The sequence below is a fragment of the Streptomyces sp. LN549 genome (genome assembly GCF_043203805.1).
GTDB lineage: Bacteria > Actinomycetota > Actinomycetes > Streptomycetales > Streptomycetaceae > Streptomyces.
In genome coordinates this window covers 7,745,547-7,763,018 of sequence record NZ_JAZHRI010000002.1, presented here as the reverse complement: position 1 = coordinate 7,763,018, position 17,472 = coordinate 7,745,547, and the positions used below count along the sequence as shown (strand labels likewise).

General features: G+C 71.5%; 16 protein-coding genes. 3 read left to right on the top strand and 13 right to left on the bottom strand.

Features of this window, described 5'->3' with window-relative positions; all coding sequences use genetic code 11:
- The first annotated feature begins 14 nt into the window (after nucleotides 1–14).
- Nucleotides 15–470 (top strand): MaoC family dehydratase, encoded by a 456-nt coding sequence (locus SH922_RS34520; protein ID WP_393062486.1) that lies wholly within the window; start codon nucleotides 15–17, stop codon nucleotides 468–470.
- Between the two features lie 235 nt (nucleotides 471–705).
- Here SH922_RS34520 and SH922_RS34515 read toward each other — a convergent pair whose 3' ends face one another.
- The 3 genes from SH922_RS34515 to SH922_RS34505 all read right to left on the bottom strand — a co-directional run bounded on the left by SH922_RS34515 (nucleotide 706) and on the right by SH922_RS34505 (nucleotide 3,556).
- Entirely contained in the window at nucleotides 706–1,245 is a 540-nt protein-coding gene (locus tag SH922_RS34515; RefSeq protein WP_393062485.1) for an O-acetyl-ADP-ribose deacetylase, read from the bottom strand.
- A 168-nt stretch (nucleotides 1,246–1,413) separates the two neighbouring features.
- Nucleotides 1,414–1,995: an AAA family ATPase gene (locus SH922_RS34510; RefSeq protein ID WP_393062484.1), complete on the bottom strand. Its 582-nt coding sequence runs from the start codon at nucleotides 1,993–1,995 to the stop codon at nucleotides 1,414–1,416.
- A 127-nt stretch (nucleotides 1,996–2,122) separates the two neighbouring features.
- Complete coding sequence (locus SH922_RS34505; RefSeq protein ID WP_393062483.1) at nucleotides 2,123–3,556, bottom strand: phytoene desaturase family protein; 1,434 nt, start codon at nucleotides 3,554–3,556, stop codon at nucleotides 2,123–2,125.
- Between the two features lie 186 nt (nucleotides 3,557–3,742).
- Between SH922_RS34505 and SH922_RS34500 the strand changes: the two genes are divergently transcribed.
- On the top strand, nucleotides 3,743–4,528 hold the full coding sequence (locus SH922_RS34500; protein ID WP_393063769.1) for a nucleotidyltransferase domain-containing protein: 786 nt from the start codon (nucleotides 3,743–3,745) through the stop codon (nucleotides 4,526–4,528).
- Between the two features lie 70 nt (nucleotides 4,529–4,598).
- On the opposite strand, the gene SH922_RS34495 is transcribed toward SH922_RS34500, so the two are convergent.
- Complete coding sequence (locus tag SH922_RS34495; protein ID WP_393062482.1) at nucleotides 4,599–5,030, bottom strand: MarR family winged helix-turn-helix transcriptional regulator; 432 nt, start codon at nucleotides 5,028–5,030, stop codon at nucleotides 4,599–4,601.
- Nucleotides 5,031–5,120: 90 nt separating this feature from the next.
- Here SH922_RS34495 and SH922_RS34490 point away from each other — a divergent pair, with 90 nt between their 5' ends.
- On the top strand, nucleotides 5,121–5,975 hold the full coding sequence (locus tag SH922_RS34490; RefSeq protein WP_393062481.1) for an SDR family NAD(P)-dependent oxidoreductase: 855 nt from the start codon (nucleotides 5,121–5,123) through the stop codon (nucleotides 5,973–5,975).
- A gap of 13 nt (nucleotides 5,976–5,988) precedes the next feature.
- On the opposite strand, the gene SH922_RS34485 is transcribed toward SH922_RS34490, so the two are convergent.
- From SH922_RS34485 to SH922_RS34445, 9 genes are all read right to left on the bottom strand, one after another.
- Nucleotides 5,989–6,816 (bottom strand): inositol monophosphatase family protein, encoded by an 828-nt coding sequence (locus tag SH922_RS34485; protein WP_393062480.1) that lies wholly within the window; start codon nucleotides 6,814–6,816, stop codon nucleotides 5,989–5,991.
- A 74-nt stretch (nucleotides 6,817–6,890) separates the two neighbouring features.
- Nucleotides 6,891–8,726, bottom strand: coding sequence for a gamma-glutamyltransferase family protein (locus SH922_RS34480; protein WP_393062479.1), 1,836 nt, complete (start codon nucleotides 8,724–8,726; stop codon nucleotides 6,891–6,893).
- 113 nt (nucleotides 8,727–8,839) lie between these two features.
- A complete protein-coding gene (locus SH922_RS34475) occupies nucleotides 8,840–9,796 on the bottom strand; it encodes an ABC transporter ATP-binding protein (RefSeq protein WP_393063768.1) in 957 nt (318 codons plus the stop codon).
- 83 nt (nucleotides 9,797–9,879) lie between these two features.
- The gene (locus SH922_RS34470) at nucleotides 9,880–10,977 is read right to left on the bottom strand and encodes an ABC transporter ATP-binding protein (RefSeq protein WP_393062478.1); all 1,098 of its coding nucleotides are present in this window, start codon (nucleotides 10,975–10,977) and stop codon (nucleotides 9,880–9,882) included.
- The gene (locus SH922_RS34465) at nucleotides 10,974–11,873 is read right to left on the bottom strand and encodes an ABC transporter permease (RefSeq protein ID WP_393062477.1); all 900 of its coding nucleotides are present in this window, start codon (nucleotides 11,871–11,873) and stop codon (nucleotides 10,974–10,976) included. Before SH922_RS34465 ends, SH922_RS34470 begins: the two co-directional genes overlap by 4 nt.
- A complete protein-coding gene (locus SH922_RS34460; RefSeq protein ID WP_328897292.1) occupies nucleotides 11,870–12,823 on the bottom strand; it encodes an ABC transporter permease in 954 nt (317 codons plus the stop codon). Before SH922_RS34460 ends, SH922_RS34465 begins: the two co-directional genes overlap by 4 nt.
- Nucleotides 12,820–14,403 (bottom strand): ABC transporter substrate-binding protein, encoded by a 1,584-nt coding sequence (locus SH922_RS34455; RefSeq protein WP_393062476.1) that lies wholly within the window; start codon nucleotides 14,401–14,403, stop codon nucleotides 12,820–12,822. Before SH922_RS34455 ends, SH922_RS34460 begins: the two co-directional genes overlap by 4 nt.
- Before the next feature lie 285 nt (nucleotides 14,404–14,688).
- Nucleotides 14,689–16,083 (bottom strand): ricin-type beta-trefoil lectin domain protein, encoded by a 1,395-nt coding sequence (locus SH922_RS34450; RefSeq protein ID WP_393062475.1) that lies wholly within the window; start codon nucleotides 16,081–16,083, stop codon nucleotides 14,689–14,691.
- Nucleotides 16,083–17,363, bottom strand: a complete 1,281-nt coding sequence (locus SH922_RS34445) for a lectin (RefSeq protein ID WP_393062474.1) — start codon at nucleotides 17,361–17,363, stop codon at nucleotides 16,083–16,085. The genes SH922_RS34450 and SH922_RS34445 overlap by 1 nt, the downstream gene beginning before the upstream one ends.
- Nucleotides 17,364–17,472 lie beyond the last annotated feature (109 nt).

Here is a 17,472-nt window from a genome sequence, read left to right as displayed (position 1 = left end):
CCCAAGGAGTACCCATGTCCCTCACCGTGAACGGCATCGACGAGATCAAGGCTCTGGACGACGCCGATCTCGGCCACAGTTCCTGGCTGGAGATCGCCCAGGAACGGGTCGGCACCTTCGCCGACGCGACCGACGACCACCAGTGGATCCACATGGACGTGGAGCGCGCGAAGGAGGGCCCGTTCGGCGGCACCATCGCCCACGGCTACCTGACCCTCTCGCTCCTCATCCCGATGTGGAGCGAGCTGCTCCGGGTCGAGGGCGTGTCGATGGCCGTCAACTACGGCTTGAACAAGGTCCGTTTCCCGTCCCCGGTGCGGGTCGGCTCGAGTATCCGCACACATGGGCGCATCGCCTCGGTCGGGGACGTCAGGGGCGGAGTCGAGGTGGCCGTCGACCTCACCGTGGAGATCGACGGGTCGGACAAGCCGGCGTGTGTCGCCCAGGCGCTGTACCGCTTCTATGCCTGATCACCGAGGACTACCCTCCGGGGTCCGGTTGCGGGTCGGCGCGGCCGGCCTTCTCCGTCGAGGCCGAAGGGGACGGACATGGCCGGCTTCCCGTCGCGTCGCACACGCCGACGGAGGCGGAACGGACCGACGCGTGCCGGCAGATCGGCTCCGGCCGCGTGGCGTCGAGGGTGCCGGGCCCGCCCGGGCGGCCTGAGCACGGGCAGCCGGGGCCGTTCGCGGGTCCCGGACCCCCTCAGGCCTGCGCCGCCACCAGCGCCTCCTCGAACTCCACGTACGCGTGCGCGTCGAAGAGCACGAATCGCACCTCTTCGATGGGCGCAGCGGCCTCCGCCAGTACAGTGCGGACGGCGATGCGCGCACCGTCGTCCATCGGCCAGCCGTAGATGCCGGTGGAGATCGCCGGGAACGCGATGGTCCGCGCCCCCAACTCCGCGGCGACGCGCAGGGCTTCGCGGTAGCAGGACTCCAGCAGTGCCGAGCGGTCCTCGGCACTGCTCCAGACCGGGCCGACCGTGTGCACGACCCAGCGGGCGTCGAGCTTTCCGGCCGTGGTGGCGACGGCCCGGCCCGTGCGCAGCCCCTTGCCGTACCGCGAGGCACGCAACTCCCGGCAGGCTGCCAGGATTTCGGGGCCACCGCGCCGGTGGATCGCACCGTCGACCCCGCCGCCGCCGAGCAGGGAGGAGTTCGCGGCGTTGACGACAGCATCGACGGACTGCTGGGTGATGTCACCCCGCACGAGGGTGACGGTGACGGCGGAAGGTGTGCGCATGCGGCCATCATGCCGGTACCGGCCCGTGCGCGTGCAGGTGACCGCGCGCGTGCCGGTCCGACGACCGCCGGCCGGGCCCGCGCCAGACCTCGGCGGGCCACCGTCGCTCCTTCGCTCCAGCGCTCCCGGCAACGGTCCGCCACGGCGGATTCCGACTCGGCGGCCGGGTCAGCAGAACGCAAAGTGTTCGGCGGCGACGGCCGGTGTGACCCCTTGCCGTCGGCCGGGGACGTCGTGGACGGCTGCCGCACCCTCGGAGTGCAATCGGTCGGCACCGGCCTCCCGCGCCATGATCGCGGCGGAGGTGCGGACATCTGCGGCGGTGACGTCCGGGCGCCCCCGCTCGCTGTGCTGTTGCAGGAGGTCGGTGATGTCGGAGGTGAACCGCAGCATGGTCACAGGAGCGTCGAAGCGCCTGGCGATGGCGAGGAGTCGCACGCGGGCCTGCGGGGTGACGTTCGTCGACTCCGCAACCGCACATCGCCCCGCGGCGAGTCTGGCGACGACCCTTCGGTCGCGTTCCTCGAAGACGCGTGCGTCCACCTCGTCGCTGTCCGATTCGGCCGGCGGGTCACCGAGGAGCTCGGCGCGGATCTCGTCGCTGGACACCAATGCTTCGGCATCGATCTTCCGTCGTGCGATGAGCGCCCGGACAAAGCTGGTCTTCCCCGAGGCCGGTGGCCCGACGAGGACGACGAGCCCCACCGGTATCCGGATCGGCCGGGCGACGGCGGGTGCGGGTCTGTCCATGCCGCACCACCTTAGGGTCCGTCCTGCCGAGTGCCAGCCCCTTGCACACCATGATTGTCTCGCACCCGGGGACAAGTAGCCCAAAGGCCGCGGATGCGGCTGTACATGGCTCCCTCCTGTACAGCCGTCACCGGCCGCCGGAAGGTCCCGACTCCCGCAGCCGGCGCCATACCGCCTTCGCCGCGTGGTGTCCTGACATGCCGTGCACCCCGGGGCCGGGCGGGGTCGCGGACGAGCAGATGTAGACCGACGGGTGCGCGGTCGCGTACGGCACCCGGGCGAGCTTGGGGCGGATCACGGTCTGCAGCCCGGAGAAGGCACCGCAGGCGATGTCCCCGTCGACGTAGTTCGCGTTGCGCACGGCGAGCTGGGGCGGGCCCGTCACCGCGCGGGCGAGCACGGTGTCGCGGAAACCGGGGGCGAATCGCTCCAGTTGGCGTTCGATGACCTCGGTCGCGTCTCCCTCCCAGCCCGCCGGGACGTGTCCGTACACCCAGAAGACCTGCTTGCCCTCGGGGGCGCGGGACGGGTCGGTGAGGCTGGGCTGGGCGGTGATCAGGAACGGCACACTGGGGTCACGGCCGGTCACGGCGGCGCGCAGGGCTGAGTCGATCTCGCCGGCCGTGGGGCCGATGTGGACCGTGCCGGCCCGGCGGGCCTCCTTCGCGGTCCAGGGGACAGGGCCGGACAGGGCGTAGTCGATCTTGAAACAGGCCGCGCCGTAGCGGTAGCCCCGGTAGGCGTTGCCCAGCCCCGCGATCCGGGCCAGCGCGGTCGGCGAGGTGTCGAAGATGTAGGCGCGGGCCGGCGGCAGTTCGTCCAGGCGCTTGACCTCCGTGCCCGTACGGATGACGCCGCCCTGCTCCCGCAGGTACGAGGCGAGGGCGTCGGAGATGGCCTGGGAGCCGCCGCGCGGCACCGGCCAGCCCTTCTCGTGCGCGGCGAGCGCGAAGAGCAGGGCGATGCCGCCGGTGGCGAGGCCGCTGGTGGGAGCTATGGCATGGGCGGCCAGTCCGGCGAAGAGGCCGCGCGCCTTCTCGCTCCGGAAGCGGCGGGACAGGAGCGTGGCAGGCTGGATCGCGTCGAGCCCGAAGCGCACCCAGCGGTACGGGTCACGGGGCAGGCCGTCCCACGGGGTGCGCAGGAAGTCCTGGGCGAGGCTGTCCCAGTGGCCGATGAAGGGGGCGATGAGTCTCCGGTAGGCCCCCGCGTCCTGCGGCCCGAGTGTCATGGCCGTCTCCCCCACCGAGGTGGCCAGCACCGCGGCGGTACCGTCCGGGAAGGGGTGAGCCAGGGCGAGCTGCGGCTGCAGCCACTCCAGGCCGTGCCGGGCGAGTGGCATCTCGGCGAAGGCGGGCGAGCCGATGCCCAGCGGGTGGACCGCCGAGCAGGGGTCGTGCCGGAAGCCCGGCAGCGTGAGTTCTTCGGTACGGGCTCCGCCGCCGACGGTCTGCTCGGCTTCGAAGACCTCCACGGCGAAGCCACGGCGGGCCAGTTCGACTGCGGCGGTCAGTCCGTTGGGGCCTGCCCCAACGACGACGGCATCGAGCATCGACGGCACCTTCGGACTCCTTTGTCAGCCGACGGTCTGAGCACCCAGGATATTCGCAGGCGCCGACAGTTCGGGCGCGGGTAGGGTGCCCGTCCGATGAATACTCCGAACCACGCGCAGCCGCCGCACCCGGAACCGCGTCCTGCCGTCTCCTGCGAAGCGGAGGATTCCGGGCTGCGCCACCGGATCGGCGAGATGGCGCAACGGCTGACCGCCGTGCCCGGCGTCCGCGCCGTCGTCCTCGGCGGGAGCCGGGCCCGGGGCACCCACCGGCCGGACTCCGACTGGGACCTGGGCCTGTACTACCGAGGCGTGCCGGACCTCTCCGCACTGACCGCGCTGGCCTCCGCGTTCCAGGGCTCCCCGGTGGAGGTGGCCGGACCGGGCGGCTGGGGGCCGTGGGTGAACGGCGGGGCCTGGCTGCGGGTGGACGGTGCCCCGGTCGACTGGATCCTGCGTGATCTGGACCGGGTCGAGGCCGTCTGGTCCGCTTGCCGGCAGGGCCGCTTCGAGGTGGGGGTCCAGCCCGGCCATCCGCTCGGCTTCTGGTCGCCCGCCTATCCGGGCGAGGTCGCACTCGGGCACGTACTCGCCGATCCGCACGGCGAGCTGACAGCCCTTCGGCAGGAGACGTCAGACTATCCGGAGCCACTGCGCACGGCGCTTGCCGACGCGGCCTGGGAGGCGGAGTTCTCGGTCGAGGCAGCCCGCAAGTCGGCGCCGACCGGTGACCGGCTCCACGTCTCGCTCTGTCTGTCGCGGGCGTTCGGCGTTCTCGTCCAGTCCCTGCACGCCCACCACCGCACCTGGTGCCTCAACGAGAAGGGCGCGCTGGCCGCCGCGGCGGCCCTGCCGGACACTCCCGCGCACTTCGCGGAGCGGGTGGGCGAGGCATTGCGGGGGCTGGACGCCACGGCGGTGGAGACGGCCGCGGCAGTCGTGCGGGACGTACGCGAGGTCCTGCGGACGGAGGCGGCCTGACCGCGAGGACGGCGCCGGCCCGCCCCCCGAAAGGAGTTGAGGGGCTGAGCCCCGGAAGGGGCTCAAGGGCTCAGTCCCGCTGAATGGCTTCGACGCAGCGGGCGAGCAGCTCGCGCAGGGCGTCGCGCTCCTGCGGGGTGAACTCGTCCGCGATCCGGCGTTCGATCCGTACCGCCTGCTCATCGGCCTGCCGCAGCGTCCGCGTCCCGGCCTCGGTCAGACGGGTCTCCAGCATCTTCTGGTGCCACGGATGCACGGACCTGACGATCAGTCCGCGTTCCTCCAGGTTCTTGAGCACCGCCGCCATCGCCTGCGGTGTCACCAGGCAGGCCCTCGCCAGAGCTGCCCCTGACATCCCGGGGTTGTCGGCGAGCGCGAACAGCGCCGCGTACTGCGCGACGCTCAGGTCGGCACCCTTCAGCGCGGCACTCTTGGCTGCCATGAGGGCTTGCTCTGCACGTTTGATGTCCGCGCCGAGGCGGTCGCCGGCGGTCATTCCCATGCTCGCGAGCGTACAGCCATGGGCTTGCAGCAGGGATCAGACGCATGGCAAGTATGGAAGTTGAATCAAGGTCTTGATATAACTCAACCCATGGACACTCAGGACGTGCACAGCCATGCGCCCACCCACTTCGACAGGACCGTCCTCATCACCGGCGCCACCCAGGGCCTCGGCCTCCACCTCGCCCGCGATCTGGCCGGCCGCGGCGCGACGCTGCTTCTGCACGGCCGCAACCGGGAGCGGCTGGACCGGGCAGCCGCCGAGGTCCGGGCGATCTCGGCCGGCCGCGCCGAGGTCCGCACCTATCTCGCCGACCTCTCCGACCTGGACCAGGTCCGGTCCCTGGCCGCGGCCGTCCGGGCGGCCGAGCCCCGGCTCGAGGTGCTGGTCAACAACGCGGTGGCCGGCGGGGGCGCCGAGCCGCTGCGCCGCGAGCTGAGCGCGCAGGGCCATGAACTCCGTTTCGCTGTCAACTACCTGACGCCGTATCTGCTGATCGGGGAACTGCTTCCGCTGCTGACCGCATCGGCCCCGGCGCGCGTGGTCCAGGTGGCCTCCGTGGGGCAGTCGCCCGTCGACTTCGACGACGTCATGATGGAACGCGGCTACGAAGGCCTTGAGGCCTACTGCCGGAGCAAGCTCGCGGTGATCATGTCGACGTTCGATCTCGCCGCCTCGCATACGCCGGACAGCGGGGTCACCTTCAACGCCCTGCACCCGGCCCATCTGATGGACACCGAGGGAGTGCGGGCGTACGGACTGACTCCGGCGGTCCCCGTGGCGGAGGGCGTCCGTCCCACGGTGCGGCTGATCACCGACCCCGCCCTCGCCAAGGTCAGCGGCCGCTACTTCGACCGGTTCACGGAGACGGCCGCCCACGAGCAGGCGTACGACCCCCGGGCGCGCGAGCGTCTCGCCGCGCTGACCCGCACCCTGCTGGCCTGAGGAACCCGACTGCTCAGGCCCCGGCGCGCAGCGCGGCCAGGATGCGCTCGGCCGTCGCACGGTCCCGGGCCGCGGTGAAGGGCAGATCGTTGCCGCCGGCGATACGGAACGGCGCGCCGGACAGCGTGGCCTGCGCGCCGCCCGCCTCGGTGACCAGGAGGAGCCCCGCCGCGTGGTCCCAGGCGTACTCCCAGTTGAAGGCGAGCGCGTCCAGGTCGCCGCGGGCGACGGCGAGGTATTCGAGGCCGGCCGAACCGCAGGGGCGGGCGTCGATGTCTTCGGTGCGCAGGCCCAGCAGAGCCTGCTTCTGTGCGTCGGTGGTGTAGTCGGGGTGCGACATGGCCACCTGCAGTACGGCGTCGGGCGCGGGCGAGCCCGAACGTATCGGGGCGCCGTTGAGCGTGGCCCCCCGGCCGCGGACCGCGACGGCCATCTCGTCGAGGGCGGCGGCGTACGTCCAGGAGGCCAGCAGCTCGCCGCGGTGGGCCAGGGCGACCAGGGTGCAGAACCCAGGTTCACCGCGGACGAACTGGCGGGTGCCGTCGACCGGGTCGACGATCCATACGGGGGCCCCGCCGCTCAGCGCCTCGTACACCTTCGGGTCGGCGTGGACCGCCTCCTCCCCGACGACCACGGAGCCGGGCAGGAGCCGGCTCAGGGCGGCGGTGAGGTGTTCCTCGGCGAGCCGGTCCGCGGTGGTCACGAGGTCGTGCGGACCGTTCTTCTCGACGATCTCGTGAGCGGCGAGCTGCCGGTAGCGCGGCATGATCTCGGCGGCGGCCGCTGCGCGGACCGCCGCCTCGACCTCGGTCAGGTCCCCGGCAAGGAAGTCATCGATCATGCCCCCAGCTAAGCACGGGCCGCCCGGACGCCGACGACCTGGTCATGACGGGGGCGTGGCCGGCCGGTGGCCGGTCAGCGCCCGACCGCGTACCCCTGCATGCCCCGCGGGTTCGCCGCCGCGGACAGCACCCCGGTCTCCGGGTCCCGGGCGACCGCGCACATCCGGCCCTCGGACCAGGGGTCGCCGACCGTGACGTCGTGACCGCGCCGGCGCAGCTCCGCGACGACCTCCGGGTCCATGCCCTCCTCGACGGTGACGCTGCCCGGGCGCATCCCGCGCGGGAAGAACGAGCCGGGGAAGCTGTCGTTGTGCCAGTTCGGGGCGTCGATGGCGCCCTGGAGGTCGAGGCCGCCGCGGACCTCGGCGCGCAGGGCGACGGCGAGGAAGAAGTGCAGCTGCCACTGGTCCTGCTGGTCGCCGCCCGGCGTGCCGAAAGCCATGACCGGGACGCCGTCGCGCAGGGCGAGGGACGGGGTGAGGGTGGTGCGGGGGCGGCGGCCCGGGGTGAGGGAGTTCGGCAGGCCCTCGTCCAGCCAGGCCATCTGGAGGCGGGTGCCGAGCGGGAAGCCGAGCTCGGGCACGACCGGGTTGGACTGGAGCCAGCCGCCGCTGGGGGTCGCGGAGACCATGTTGCCCCAGCGGTCGACGACGTCGACGTGGCAGGTGTCGCCGCGGGTCGCGCCGTCCTTGGCGACCGTCGGCTCGCCGGCGCCTTCCTTCGCGACCGTCGGCTCGCCGACACCGGCGGCCGGTATGCCCATGGCGTCGAACCCGGACTCACCGGCGGCGACGGCGTGGGCGTGCTCGCTGAGGACGGGGGTGCGGCCGTCGGGGCTGCCCGGGCGGAGCTCGTACGAGGCCTCGTCGGTGACCAGGGCGCGGCGGGCAGCGTTGTACGGCTCGGAGAGCAGCGTGTCGAGCGGGACCTCGGCGGCGTCGCCGTACCAGGCCTCCCGGTCGGCCATGGCGAGCTTGCAGCCCTCGATGAGCAGGTGGACGTACTCGGCGGAGCCGTACCGCGGCAGCTCGGCGGGGAGCAGGGCGAGCTGCTGGAGGAAGGCGGGGCCCTGGCTCCAGCCGCCGGCCTTGGCCAGCGTCCAGCCGTTCCAGTCGTACGTGGCGGGGGCCTCGTACGACGCGGACCATCCGGCCAGGTCGGCGGCGGTGAGGGTGCCGGTGTGGCGGGTGCCGCTGGTGTCCATGGTGGGGACGGCCGCCCGGCGGACCAGGGCCTCGGCGATGAAGCCCTCGCGCCAGATCGCGCGGGCGGCCTCGATCTGCGCGGTGCGGTCGTCGCCGCCGGTCTGCTCGGCCTCGGCGATCAGGCGGCGCCAGGTCGCGGCGAGGGCGGGGTTGCGGAACAGCTCGCCCGGCTTCGGGGACTTGCCGCCGGGCAGGTAGACGTCGGCGGAGGTCTGCCACTCGGTCTCGAAGAGCTCGCGGACGGTCTCGACGGTCTGGCCGACGCGCTCGACGGGTGCGTGCCCGTCCTCGGCGTAGCCGATGGCGTACCGCAGCACCTGGGCGACGGTCTTGGTGCCGTGGTCGCGCAGGAGCAGCATCCAGGCGTCGAAGGCGCCCGGTACGGCGGCGGCGAGCGGGCCGGTGCCGGGGACCAGGTCAAGGCCCAGCGAGCGGTAGTGGGCGACCGTGGCACCGGCCGGGGCGGGGCCCTGGCCGCAGAGGACCTGGACGTCCCCGTCGTGGGGCGCCAGGATCATCGGCACCTCGCCGGCCGGGCCGTTGAGGTGCGGTTCGACGACGTGCAGGACGAATCCGGCGGCGACGGCGGCGTCGTAGGCGTTGCCGCCGTCCTCCAGGACCGCCATCGCGGACTGCGAGGCGAGCCAGTGGGTGGAGGACGCCATGCCGAAGGTGCCCTGGAGGGTGGGCCGGGTGGTGAACACGGATGCGGCTCCTTGCTGCGGCGTGCTGAGTTCTTGTGGTCCGTGGTGGTTCGTTTGCGGATCGTACGTACGGGGGCGGGCCCCGGGAACGGGGGCCCGCCCCCGTACGCGGTTCAGACGGCCGCGTCCGGGGCGGTTCCGTCGTCGTCGACGAGGTGGCAGGAGACCTGCCGGCCGCCGGGCAGCTCCCGCAGGGCGGGGACCTCGGTGCGGCACCGTTCGGTGGCGAGCGGGCAGCGGGTGTGGAAGCGGCAGCCGGGCGGAGGGTCCAGCGGACTGGGCAGCTCGCCGTGGAGCACGATGCGCTCGCGGGAACGCTGGAGCACCGGGTCGGGCACGGGCGCCGCGGAGAGCAGCGCCTGGGTGTAGGGGTGCTTGGGAGCGGCGAACAGCTCGGCGGTGGGCGCCTGTTCGACGATCTGACCGAGGTACATCACGGCGATCCGGTCGGCGAGGAACTCGACGGCGGCCAGGTCGTGGGTGATGAACAGGCAGCCGAAGCCGCGGTCGCGCTGGAGGTCGGCGAGCAGGTTGAGGACGGAGGCCTGCACGGAGACGTCGAGAGCCGAGGTCGGTTCGTCCGCGACGACGAGATCGGGGTCGCAGGAGAGCGCGCGGGCGATGGAGATGCGTTGGCGCTGGCCGCCGGAGAGCTCGTGCGGGTGCCGGTCGGCGTGTTCGGGACGCAGCCCGACCTGGGCGAGCAGCTCCTCGACGCGCTCGCGGACGGCGGCGCCGCGGGCCCGGCGGTGCAGCTTGATGGGTTCGGCGATGATCTGGCCGATGGTCATGCGTGGGTCGAGCGAGGACGAGGGGTCCTGGAACACCAGGTGGAAGTCCTTGCGCAGGGGGCGCAGGGCACGGCGGGACAGGTGGGAGATGTCCGTACCGTTGATGTGGACGGTGCCGCCGGTGGGTTCGTCGAGGCGTACGGCGCAGCGGCCGACGGTCGACTTGCCGCTGCCGGACTCCCCGACCAGGCCGACGACCTCGCCGCGGCCGACGGTGATCGAGACACCGTCGACGGCGCGGACGGTGCCGCCGCCGGAGGCGGCGAAGTGCCGTTCCATCGAGTCGATCCGCAGCACGGGATGCTGCTGGTCCGCGGCGCCCTCGGCGCTTTCGCGCGGGGCGGGGACGGTCTGCGCTGCGGTCACTTTCCGGCCTCCTGGTCGGGTCGCGCGGGCTGGGCCGCGGAGGTGGCCGCGAGGACGTCGGACGCCTCGTCGGCGGCGTACGGGTGCCAGCACGCGGCGCGGTGGGCGGCGTCCGCGCCCGTACTCGGGTCGACGGACCCGAAGCCGGGACGGGCGCCCGTGCACCTTTCGTCGGCGCGGCTGCACCGGGGCGCGAAGGTGCAGGCATCGGGCTGGCTGTCGAGGCTGGGCACCAGGCCGGGGATCTCGGGCAGCCGGCGCTTGCCCTCGCCGCCGGGCCGCAGGACGGCACCGAGCAGGCCCCTGGTGTACGGGTGCCGGGCAGTAGCGAACAGGTCGTGGACGGGGGCCTGTTCGACGGAGCGTCCGGCGTACATCACCAGCACCCGGTCAGCCGCGTCGGCGACGACGCCGAGGTCGTGGGTGACCAGGACGATCGCGGTGCCGAGCCGTTCGCGCAGCGACTGGAGGACTTCGAGGATGCCGGCCTGCACGGTCACGTCGAGCGCGGTGGTCGGCTCGTCGGCGATGAGGACCGAGGGGTCGCAGGCGACGGCGATCGCGATCATGACGCGCTGGCGCATGCCGCCGGAGAGCTGGTGCGGGTACTCGTCGATGCGGCTGCGCGGGGCGGGGATGCCGACCAGGTCGAGGAGGTCCACGGACCGCTCCCTGGCCTCCTTCCGGTTCAGCCCCTGGTGCCTGCGCAGCACCTCGCCGATCTGGCGGCCGATGGTGAGGACCGGGTTGAGCGAGGTCATCGGCTCCTGGAAGATCATCGCGATGTCCTTGCCGCGGACCTTCTGGAGCTCCTTCTCCGGCGCGCCAACCATTTCCCGGCCGCCGAGGCGGATGGAGCCGCCGATGTGTGCCGTGGGCGGCAGCAGCCCCATCACGGCCATGGAGGTGACGGACTTGCCGCAGCCCGACTCCCCCACGACGGCGAGTACCTCGCCGGGATGGAGGTCCCAGGAGACGCCGTCGACGGCGTGCACGGTCCGGGTGTCGGAGCGGAACGACACCGAAAGGTCGCGGACGCTCAGGACCGGTTCGCCCACCGGCCCCCGCACGGATTCGAGAACGGTCTCGGTCATCGGGTCCCTCCACGGGGGTCGAGGACGTCCCGCAGTCCGTCGCCGAGCAGGTTGAAGGCCAGGGTCGCCGCGACGATCGCCAGGCCGGGGAAGACGGCGAGCCAGGGCGCGGGGGCCAGGAAGGACTGGGCGCCGGAGAGCATCACGCCGAGGGACGGGTCCGGCGGCTGGACGCCGAGGCCCAGGAAGCTGAGCAGCGCCTCACCGATGATGGCGGCGGGAATGCCGACGGTCGCCTGGACGATCAGTGCGGAGGTGGCGTTGGGCAGGATGTGCCGGAAGAGCACGGTCCCGTCGCCGCCGCCGTTGGCGATCGCCGCGCCGACGTAGTCGACGTGCTTGAGCCGCAGGGTCTCGGCCCGGGTGATGCGGATGACTGCGGGGATCTGCGAGATGCCGATGGCGATGGTCGCGTTGGTCAGCGAGGGGCCGAGGATGGCGGCGAGACCGACGGCGAGCACCAGGAACGGGAACGCCAGCATGGTGTCGGTGAGCCGGGAGATCGCACCGTCGGCGAACTTCCCGTAGTAGCCGCCGACCAGCCCCAGCGGTACGCCGATCACGAACGCCAGCACGACGGCGACGAGGCCGACCTGCATGGAGGCGCGCGCCCCGAACACGATGCGGGAGAGCTGGTCGCGCCCCAGGTCGTCGGTGCCGAGCCAGTGCGCCCCGCCGGGTTCGGCGAGGACGTTCCCGAAGTCCGGCTGGGAGGGGTCGTACGGGGCGATCAGCGGGGCGAGGAGGGCGACCAGGATGAACACGGCGGCGATGATGCCGCCGGTCATGGCCAGCCGGTTCCTGCGCAGGGCGCGGAGCCGTCCGTTGCCGGTCCGCTTCTTCGCCGGCTGCGAAACGGTGGGGAGCACTGGGGTCGCTGGGGTCGCTGTGGTCACCGGGCACCTCCGAGCCGGATGCGCGGGTCGATGACCGAATAGACCACGTCGACCAGCAGATTGATGAGGATGTACGCGGCGGAGGTGCAGAGCACCACGGCCTGCAGCGTCGCGTAGTCACGGGTGAAGACGGCGTCGATGGTGAGCTTGCCGAAGCCGGGCAGGACGAAGATCTGCTCGGTGACGACGGCGCCGGAGATCAGGTGGCCGAGCTGGAGCCCGAGCACGGTCACGACGGTGACGAGCGAGTTGCGCAGCGCGTGTCCGCCGACGACGGACCGTTTCGACAGGCCCTTGGCGCGGGCGGTGCGGACATAGTCGGCGGAGAGCGAGTCGAGCATCGCCGCCCGGGTCTGGCGCATCACGACGGCGGCGAGCCCGGAGCCGAGCACGATCGCGGGCAGCACCATGCGGCGCAGGTTGTCGACCGGGTCCGTACCGAAGGGGACGTAGCCGGAGGCGGCGAACACCGGTACGGCGATGGCGAATCCGAGGACCAGGACGATGCCGAGCCAGAACGTCGGGATGGAGAGCCCGATCAGGGCGATGACGTTGGCGATCCACTCCTCGGGCTTCCCGCGCCGCACGGCGGCGACGACTCCGGCGCCGATGCCGAGGACCACGGCGAGCAGCAGGGACAGCGCGGCCAGTTCCAGCGTGACCGGGAGGGCCTGTCCGATGGCGTCGGCCACCGGCAGCCCGGTACGGGAGGAGTTGCCGAGGTCGCCGGTGAGGGCGTGGCCGATGAACCGCGCGTACTGCACGACGATGTTGTCGTTGAGTCCGTACGCCTCACGGATCGCGGCGAGCGCCTCGGGGCTGCGCTCCTCACCGGCCAGGGCGAGGGCAGGGTCACCGGGGAGCGCCCGGATTCCGGCGAAGACCACGACGGAGACCAGGAAGAGCGTGATGAGGGACTGACGCAACCGCGTCAGCAGGTATTTCGTCATCGGGTGTACCCCGCATTCGTGACCCGGACCAGTCCGTCGCCGTAGACGCGGATGCCCGCGACGTCCTTGGTGGCGACGACGTAGTTCTTCTGCCGGTAGAGGTAGATCAGGGTGTGGGCGTCCTGCACGCGGCGGGTGAGCTCGTCGTAGATCTCGGTGCGCCGGGCCGGGTCGGCGACGGTGCGGCCCTCCGCGATCAGTCTGTCGATTTCGGGGTCGCCGAGTCCGTAGGCGTTCATGGCGCCTGCGGTCTTGAGGAAGTTGGAGACGTTGCCGTCCGGGTCGAGCCGGCCGGACCAGCCGCTGGTGAAGACGTCGTAGTGCCCGGCGTCGGTCTCCGAGAGCATGGTGGCGTACTCGGTGGGCCGCAGCGAGAGGTCGAAGCCGGCCTCCTTGACCATGGCCTGGAGGACCTGGCCGACCCGCCCCTGTTCGGGGGTGGTGGAGGTCTTGAGCTCGATCTTCAGCGGGGTCTTCACCCCGGCCTCCTTCAGCAGCTTCTTCGCCTTGGCGATGTCGCGCTTCGGGCAGTCCTCGGCCTTGACGCCGGGGGCGATGGCGGACTGCGGCGAAATGGGGCCGCAGGCCGGTTCGTACATGCCCTGGAACACGACCTGGTTGAGCGTGTCGCGGTCGATCGCGAGCTCGAAGGCCTCCCGGACACGGACGTCCCGGGCAATCGGGGTGTCGAGCTTGCCGGGCTGCTGCCCGAGGCCCTTCACGTTGCCGACGTTGAGGCCGATGCCCTGGTAGCCGAGCGAGGGCGAGTTGAAGAGCTGGAGCTTCGGCTCGGTGAGGGCGCTCTGTACGTCGACGGGGCCCATCTGGTCGCCGACCTGGAGATCGCCTGAGCGCAGGTTGGCGAGCCGGACGTTGCCGTCGGGGATCGGCTTGTAGACGACCCCGTCGAGGTGGACCTTGTCCGCGTCGTAGTAGTTCGGGTCCTTCTTCAGCACGATCCGGTCGCCGCCGACCCGCTCGACGAAGCGGAAGGGTCCGACACAGGAGGGGTGGTTGGTGAAGTTCTTCCCGTACTTCTTGAGCGCGGTCGGTGACATCACCATCCCGGCCCGGTCGGCGAGGACGCCGGTGAGCGGTACGTAGGGCTGCTTGAGCTTCATCCGGACCGTGTCGGGGCCGATGGCCTCGATGGAGGTGACCGGGGCGAGCTCCGTGCCACGGGCGGATCCGGGGAGATCGCGGTGGCGCAGCAGAGAGGTGACGACGGCCGCGGCGTCGAGCCGGGTGCCGTCGCTGAACTTCAGGTCGCGGCGCACCTTCAGGGTGACGGTGCGGCCGTCGGCCGAGGTGGTGGGCAGTGCGGCAGCGAGCTGCGGCACGACGACACCGTCCTCGTCGATGTCGTAGAGCTTCTCGCACATGCCCGCGAAGACCGTGCGGCCGACGAGGGTCTGGGCGAGCGTGGGGTCGAGTTTGTCCGGGTCGGAGTTGAGAGCGACGGTGAGTGTCCCGCCGTCGCGTACGGACCGGTCGTCGGTTTTCCGTACACCGCCGACCTCGGTCGCCGAGGACTGCAGCGACGCGCAGCCCGAGGTGAGGGACACCAATGCAACCGCCACCAGGGCAACCGCTTTTCGGCGCACGAGGGCCTACCTCCCGCCAGGGGGTGATCAAGGAATATCGCAGACCGTATTTCGCATACAGTCCGCAAGGCAAGGGGGGTGCCCACATAGCGGACGGTTTTTACTGACGATCGGATAACGGCCGCACACACGATGCGCACACCGGGGTGGAATACCGGATCAAACGCCCACTCGGGCGGCGAGCACGGGGATAAGCGACGAATGGGGCCCCTTGGTGCACAAGCACCAAGGGGCCCGTCGGGTCATCGCCAGGACTGCCGGTCAGCCGGCGTACTGGGCGAACACCTTCGTGAAGTCCCAGGGCTGCTGGGCGACGCCCGAGCAGGTGTCGGCGCCGCCGCCGGTGCACGGGCGGTCGCGGTTGACCGACCAGAAGGTCAGCCGGGCGAGGTGCCGCTGCTGCGCGTACCCGAGGATGGTGCGGAAGTCCGCGACCGTCACGGTCTCGCTGTTGTCGGTGATGCCGTTCATCGAGGAGATGCCGGTGTGCCGGTAGGCCTGGTCGTCCGAGTAGCCGTAGGCGCTCTTGACCGTGTTCTTCAGCCCTTCGGCCGCGCTGACGGTGAGGGCGCCCATGTTCTGGCCCGCCCCGCCGAAGTTGAACGGCATGATCGTCCAGCTGTCGACGGTCAGCCCGGACGAGGCGGCCTTGCGGATCAGACTGTCGTCGGGGCCGTTCTGTCCGGTGCCGAAGGTGACGTAGACCTTGAGCCCGGGATTGTTGGCCTTGACCGTCTTCAGCGCGTCGACGGTGCGCTGCTGGACGGCGGCGCTGTCGTACGCCTCGGCCTCGATGTCGATGTCGATCGCCCTGAGCCCGTAGGCGTTGATGACCTTCTGGTACGCGGCGGCCAGCTCACCCGCGCTGGAGCAGGAGCTCTCCAGCTTGTTGCCGCTCCAGCCGCCGAAGGACGGAATCACGTCGCCGCCCGCGGCCCGGACGGTGTTCACCGTCTGCTGGTCGACGCCTCCGGTCAGCGGCCTGCCCCCGTCCCACTGCGGGTTGCAGTAGCCGTTGCTGAGGACGAAGGCGAGGGTGAACCACTTGACGCCGGTCGCGTTCATGACAGTGGTCGGGCTGGGCGGGCTGCCCCAGCCGTTGTAGAGGTAGGGGGCGACGGCCATCGCACCGGCGGGCGGTGTCGGGTCTCCTCCACCGGTGGGTGCGGTCCACTTCTGGTTGGCGGCGCCCGTGCAGGTCCAGATCTGGAGCCGGGAGCCGTTGGCGGAACTGTTGCCGGTGACGTCCAGGCACTTGTCCGCCTGCGGATTGACGATGTCGTGCGCCGCGGTGACGGTCCAGCGCTGGGCCGCGGAGCCATTGCAGTCCCACAGCTGGACCGGGGTGCCGTCCGCCGTCCCTGCCGATGTCACGTCCAGGCACTTGCCCAGAGCCTTGACGCTCCCGTCCGAACCGACGTCCCACTGCTGGGCGTTGCTTCCGTTGCAGTCGTAGAGCTGCACCGGAGTGCCGTTGGCGGTGCTCGCCCCGGCTACGTCCATACACTTGCCGGCCAGTCCCGTGATCTGCCCGGTCGCCGCGGCGGCACCCAGGGCGGGCGATCCGGTCAGACCGGCCAGCAGCGCCGCGGCAGCCCCGGCGCCGAGCAGGCCCCGGACGGCGGGCACGCGCCTGCCGGACAGGTGATGTCTCATCAACTGTTCACCGTCCACTTCTGGTTGGCGGTGCCGGAGCAGGTCCAGATCTGGAGCCGGGTTCCGTTGGCCGAGTTGTTGCCGGTGACGTCCAGGCACTTGTCCGCCTGCGGATTGACGATGTCGCGCGCCCCGCTCACGGCCCAGCGCTGGGCCGCCGACCCGTTGCAGTCCCACAACTGCACGGCGGTCCCGTCGGCGGTTCCGCCCGACGCCACGTCGAGGCACTTGCCGAGCGCCCGGATCGTGCCGTCCGCATTCACGCTCCACCGCTGGGCGTTGGATCCGTTGCAGTCGTAGAGCTGCACCGGGGTGCCGTTGGCGGTGGCCGCCGCGGCGACGTCCACACACTTGCCGGCCAGGCCGGTGATCGGTCCGCCCGTTGTCGGCTGGGTGTCGCTGGTGGTGACGCGGACGTGGTCGACGACGAGTTGCTGGGGGAAGGCGGTGTTGCCGTCGGGGTCGCCGGGCCAGTATCCGCCGACGGCGAGGTTGAGGATGAGGAAGAAGGGCTTGTTGAAGGCCCAGGTGTTGGAGCCGGTGTCGGCGGGGGTGCGGTGCTGGTAGACGTTGCCGTCGACGGACCAGGTGACCGAGTCGGGCGCCCAGTCGATGGCGAAGGTGTGGAAGGCGTCGGCGAAGGCCTGCCCGTTCGCAAGGGTGTACCCGGCGCCGATGCCGGCCGAGCCGGAGTAGCCGGGGCCGTGCAGGGTGCCGTGGACGGTGGAGGGTTCGAAGCCGACGTTCTCCATGATGTCGATCTCGCCGGAGTTGGGCCAGCCGACCTGTCCGATGTCGTCGCCCAGCATCCAGAAGGCCGGCCACATGCCCTGGCCGCGCGGGATCTTCATCCTGGCCTCGACGTGGCCGTAGGTCTGGGTGAACTTCCCGGAGGTGTTCAGCCGGGCCGAGGTGTACTGACAGGTGCCGTACCAGCACTGGTAGTTGTTCGGGTTCTCCTTGCGCGCGGTGATGACCAGATGGCCCTGGCCGTCCAGCGCGGCGTTGCTGTTGCCGGCCGTGTAGTACTGCCGCTCGTGGTTGTTGACGTTGTCGCCGGTCTCGATCTGCCACTTGCTGCCGTTCACCGCCGAACCGGCGGCGCCGTCGAACTCGTCGGCGAACGTCGTCACGGCAGCCGCCGCCCGTGCGTCCGCCACAGGGGCGGGGGACGCGGATGCGGGTCCGCCGCCGCCCGCGAGGGCCGTCGTGACCAGGGCAAGAGTGAGAACCGGGAGTACGGAGTGCAGCAGGCGCCGCGTACGGCGTGGGGAGTCCATGACTCTCCCTTCCGGTGCGTGAGGGGGAGGAAGGGGAATCTGTCATGCATATGACAGGCATACACATGACAGACACAGGGCGCGAGGGGCGTGCGAGAGCCGCGCCGAC